Consider the following 4,401-nt stretch of genomic DNA (forward strand, 5'->3'; position numbering starts at 1 on the left):
AATTGGGATAGCCTTCCAAAATATCCTCTATAGTGCTTCCTTCACCCAGCTTGCGAACAATTAATTCCACAGAAATTCGCGTCCCCTTGATAACAGGCTTTCCGCGAAGCACATCTGGATTTTAGCCATTGGGGTCTGACCCCAAGCTGTTTCTGTAAACATCCAGTATCATTGACGATACACAGCAATTTTCACTGAAGGCATGCGGAATTTTCTGTTATGCATTGATATCATTGATATTTTCCAGTTCAATTTCCCATTCAAACCTATTATCCAACCCCCCATATGCTGAATAATCTTCATTCGGGGCATGATCCGGGCCGCTGGGTGTCCCAGGCATACAAAATCAAGCTGACTTTTTGCACGTTTCGGGCCTGCCCGGCCTGCCCTGGTAAAGGCATGGGGTCTGACCCGCGTAAGCTCAAGTCCTTTTGTGAATTACGAGAGTGTCCTTCCACAATATTCGCAGGTATCGAAGCAGCTGAGCGTCTTGTCTGGTCAACAATGCCATATCGTTCGCTTTTGGGAAAATCAGATGTTATACGGTAAACTGATAAAACCAGCTCATGACTCTTCTGCCATACAAGTAGATCTTTCCAGTGCTTCATAACCTGCAACTTACAACTAACAACAGACAACCTATGTTTGGGCATGAGAGGCCTGGCCTTATGCTGCTTCCGAGAGCCACACTATAATTACCCCCACCCCGCCAAGTTCACACTCCGCGCTTGCCCTATGAAATACCTGCTCCGTGTACTTCCTGCCCCATGAAATACCTGCCTCGTGTACTCTCTTCCAGTACACTGGGGTCTTCTTATTTCATCGGGGCCGGACCCAAGCTGTAAACTTAAACCCTCAAGTTGACATTCCGTGCCGGACGCATTCAGTCAACTTAAGCCATCCGCCCCTGGATATGTGCATCCCAGCATCCCCTCCGGGGCGTAGGCCCCTATGGCTTCCTGCTCAGAAAGCTATCCAGTTCGGAGAGGCCGGAGTCCAGTATCCCAGCATTCCAGCATGCCAACCTTAAGTTGACACTTCGCGCCGGACGCGTTTTGTAAACTTAAGCCCCGTAATCCGTCTTTTTTTTTGGCGGTGAAACCAATTTTCTTTCTACCATGTACTATGCATGCTCAAAATCAAACGGTTGGTGTCTCACTCTCATTGGCACAGAGGGGAAAGGGGCCTAATCCACTGGAAAAAAAGCATCCGGCATGGATAAAGCCTGAGAAAAGACGCAGGTTTGAGCGCAAAAAAGCCATTATCCCGGCCATGATTTATGAAAATGAGTCATTTTGAGCACAAATTGATGCTCAAGTGGGTCTCGGAGTGCCTGTCCCCTGCTTTCCTTAAAAGCGCTAAACAGATACGTCGCTGTAGTGATAATAAGTGGAGGTTAATTCAGTTTTCCTGAGTATGAATATGGGTCGTTGCAGGGTCAGGCTCAAAGGCTGTTCAGGTAAAGCATGACCAGGGTATTGTAGTTGTTGTAGCTTTTTTTTTCCAGGGTTTTCAGGGCCATGAGGTACATGTTGATGGTTTCAATGCGCAGGACAGAACTGAAAAGGTCCACGTATACCTCTGACTGCACACTTTTTCTCAGTTCGTCGACATCCAGGATTTCCATGATATCCAGATGCTGACTATGCCTTTCTAAGGCCATGGAGTAAAGTGAAGCCAGGTAATTATGGTTTTTCTGCAGACCTTTTTTGATATCATTGATGATAACATTACGAAAAACCGCGTAATCCTGCCTGGAAAATTCAGAAACCCTGGTAAAGTAAGTAGCCAGATGTTCCAGGTAGATGAGCATGCCTCTCTTGAGAAGGGCGATGTCCTTTAAGACCAGCAGCAACAGACCTGCCTCATCATCAAAATTTTCCAGCCCGATCACCATCTCCCTGGTTTCCAGGGAAATGAAAACCGGATATGTTTCCGGAAAACTCTTGTCAAGGGCTACTCCACATATCTGGGCCCGGGCCTCGTCGTCCCAGGTCTGCCAGGCCACGCTGCCCTGGTTTCTGCTCTGTCCCCTGAACTTGTAAGGTAGGTGCAGGTTTATCCTGTCCCCCTGGCCCAGCACCTCCCGGCTTTGCAGCCAGTATGGGATTGCTATGCGTACCCCGTTCTGGCTGAAATCCTGAAGGATATACTGAAAGGGCTGATAATCCTCATCTCTGGAAGCCAGAAAAGGCAGGATAGCCATCTCCAGGGGCAGACGTTCTTCGGTACGCTGTTCAATGGTGCTCATGCAATGCCTTTTAGGATAAGAGCTGGACTCTGAACCGGCTACATGTTTCTGCGGGCCTCATCCCAGATGGCCCGGGAACGGGTTTCGTCACCTAGAACGCCCACCCGGATTCTTATCTCAGAGGTATTTGTGGTCTGGTGCTTGATATTGATCCAGACGCTGGTGCCATCCATGTAATTGCCTTGCAGCCTGATTTCGTCTGTTTTTCTGGTTTCCTGTTCCAGGGTGATGTTTTTGGTTTCCATGGCCTTGAGAGATGCTTGATGCACTTCATGCATGTTATGGGCTACGTTTTCCCTCAGCCAGCCCTTGTAATATATGGCTGCCCCTCCCCCTGCAGCTCCACCCAGCGCGAACATGCACCCGGAAAGATTGAGGCAGAGAAAAATAAAAAGCAGAATGCCTGTTTTTTGTCTGATGATTTTCATTTGGTTCTCCAAATATTGAGAGTTAGATATATCCCCACTCCTGGAGCCTGTTGTAGGCGTGCTCGGCGTATTGTCCCTGGTTTACCTGCTGGAGGTAGGCGGAATACTTCTGGGCTGCCTGACTTCTGCGGCTCATGCCCTCGAGGCTGTAGCCCTGAAAAAACACGGTGTTGGGATTGCCAGGGAGCTGTTCGTGATAAGCTGAAAATTCCTCCAGAGCCTGTTCATAATTATTTTCTCTGATACAGGCAATACCCATTACGTGTCTGGACTGGGGCTCCCTGGGATAAATTTCGTGGGCGGCTCTGGCGAATTTTTTCGCTTCAGAGCTGTTTTCAAGGCTTAGAAGGCACTTGGCCATCTTGAGGTTGGCAGCGTAATCCCCGGGTGCGGCCCGCAGGGCCGAGTCATAGCTCTGCCTGGCCTTCTGCCGCTGCTCCTGCATCATCAGGTCGTCGCCTGCCTGCATTTCCTGGACAGCCTTTTTAATCTTTCTCAAACCCGCTGTATTGTCCATGTATCTTTCCCGGTACAGGGGTTTACTGTTTTTGGCATAATCCGAGCGGACCCGGTTGACTGCAGTCTGGTAGCGCTCGCTGCTCATAGGGTGGGTAGAGAATAACAGGTCCAGGGCAGCCCTGTCCTCCCCGGACAACTCTTTCAACATCTTCATTAAACCTATAAAGCCTTCAGGATTGTAGTCGGACCGGGCCATGTATTCCAGGCCAAGTTCATCGGCCTCTCTTTCCTGGTTGCGGCTGTAGCTGGCCAGCAGAGCCCCGGCCCCGATGTTGCCCAGTCCGGCCACAACACCTTCCCACTGGGGCCCGGCAGCTGCCGCGGCACCCGCAAATACCAGAGAGGCCAGCATACCACGGGTCATCCTCTGTGCTGTATGCCTGGCTGTTACGTGGCCTACTTCATGGCCGATGAGAGAGGCCAGTTCGGCCTCGTCCTGGAGTTCCAGCAGGATGCCGCGGGTGATGCCGATTGTACCGCCTGGAAAGGCATAAGCGTTTATATAAGGGGCATTCAGGGTGTTGAAGGAATAGGGCATCTGAGGACGGTGGCTTTTTGAAGCGATATCCTGGCCCACTCCGGCCACATATGAGTTGAGATTTCTGTCCTGGACCACCCCGTAATCAGCGGAAATCTGGTGCGGGGAATTGGTCTTATCCACCTCAATCTCCTGACTCTCGGACATGAGCATAAACTGCGATCTACCTGTAACTGGATGGGTGGCGCACCCCGCAACCAGGTACAGGGAACCCGCTCCTGCAAGATACAGGAAGTGCCTGCGGCTTAGACGTCTGGAAGTTTTTTCGAACTGCTTGACTATCATGAGTTTGTAAATTGGTTCTATGGTTATTTGAGAGGTATCTGTTCAGATCTTTGCATGTGGTCTGGCTTCCAGCCCGCAGGCATAGAGCCTTGAGGGGGCCAGGTTCTCCCTGCACTAATGTTTTTACACTACAGCGACACTTATAAAACTTTTTAACCCGTCTAAATTGGGGACAAGTGTTAATCTAAGGCGGGCTTTGCCCGCAACCCAATAAAGAAAAGAGCTTTTTTGACAGGATTAACCACGCCAAAGACGCGTGGCAGGCATAGATTAAGAGATAGATGAAGAGAAAATCATTTTTGTCCTGGCTCCCAGTTTAATGCCCTTCGGGCTTGCTCTGCGAGCAATTAAACGGGACAGGCGGAAGCCAGGCCAAAAGG

Annotated in this window: 5 protein-coding genes; all 5 read right to left on the reverse strand. The window is 50.1% G+C overall.

Annotation, left to right across the window (positions count from 1 at the left end; all coding sequences use genetic code 11):
- On the reverse strand, window positions 1–112 hold a 112-nt coding region (locus QZP87_RS14595; protein ID WP_291323660.1), incomplete at its 3' end, for a DUF433 domain-containing protein.
- A gap of 187 nt (window positions 113–299) precedes the next feature.
- The gene (locus tag QZP87_RS15650) at window positions 300–653 is read right to left on the reverse strand and encodes a four helix bundle protein (RefSeq protein ID WP_363331028.1); all 354 of its coding nucleotides are present in this window, start codon (window positions 651–653) and stop codon (window positions 300–302) included.
- A 791-nt stretch (window positions 654–1,444) separates the two neighbouring features.
- Window positions 1,445–2,251, reverse strand: coding sequence for a hypothetical protein (locus tag QZP87_RS14600; RefSeq protein WP_291323657.1), 807 nt, complete (start codon window positions 2,249–2,251; stop codon window positions 1,445–1,447).
- A 38-nt stretch (window positions 2,252–2,289) separates the two neighbouring features.
- Window positions 2,290–2,679 (reverse strand): DUF3568 family protein, encoded by a 390-nt coding sequence (locus QZP87_RS14605; protein WP_291323658.1) that lies wholly within the window; start codon window positions 2,677–2,679, stop codon window positions 2,290–2,292.
- A gap of 22 nt (window positions 2,680–2,701) precedes the next feature.
- Window positions 2,702–4,021: a M48 family metalloprotease gene (locus QZP87_RS14610; protein WP_291323659.1), complete on the reverse strand. Its 1,320-nt coding sequence runs from the start codon at window positions 4,019–4,021 to the stop codon at window positions 2,702–2,704.
- Window positions 4,022–4,401: the final 380 nt, after the last annotated feature.

Source organism: Desulfonatronospira sp. (genome assembly GCA_003563255.1).
GTDB lineage: Bacteria > Desulfobacterota > Desulfovibrionia > Desulfovibrionales > Desulfonatronovibrionaceae > Desulfonatronospira.

Excerpts from the sequence above, each read along its gene's own strand:
- QZP87_RS14605 (WP_291323658.1), bottom strand. The coding sequence starts at position 2,679 with ATGAAAATCATCAGACAAAAAACAGGCATTCTGCTTTTTATTTTTCTC.
- QZP87_RS14610 (WP_291323659.1), bottom strand. The coding sequence starts at position 4,021 with ATGATAGTCAAGCAGTTCGAAAAAACTTCCAGACGTCTAAGCCGCAGG.
- QZP87_RS15650 (WP_363331028.1), bottom strand. The coding sequence starts at position 653 with ATGCCCAAACATAGGTTGTCTGTTGTTAGTTGTAAGTTGCAGGTTATG.
- QZP87_RS14600 (WP_291323657.1), bottom strand. The coding sequence starts at position 2,251 with ATGAGCACCATTGAACAGCGTACCGAAGAACGTCTGCCCCTGGAGATG.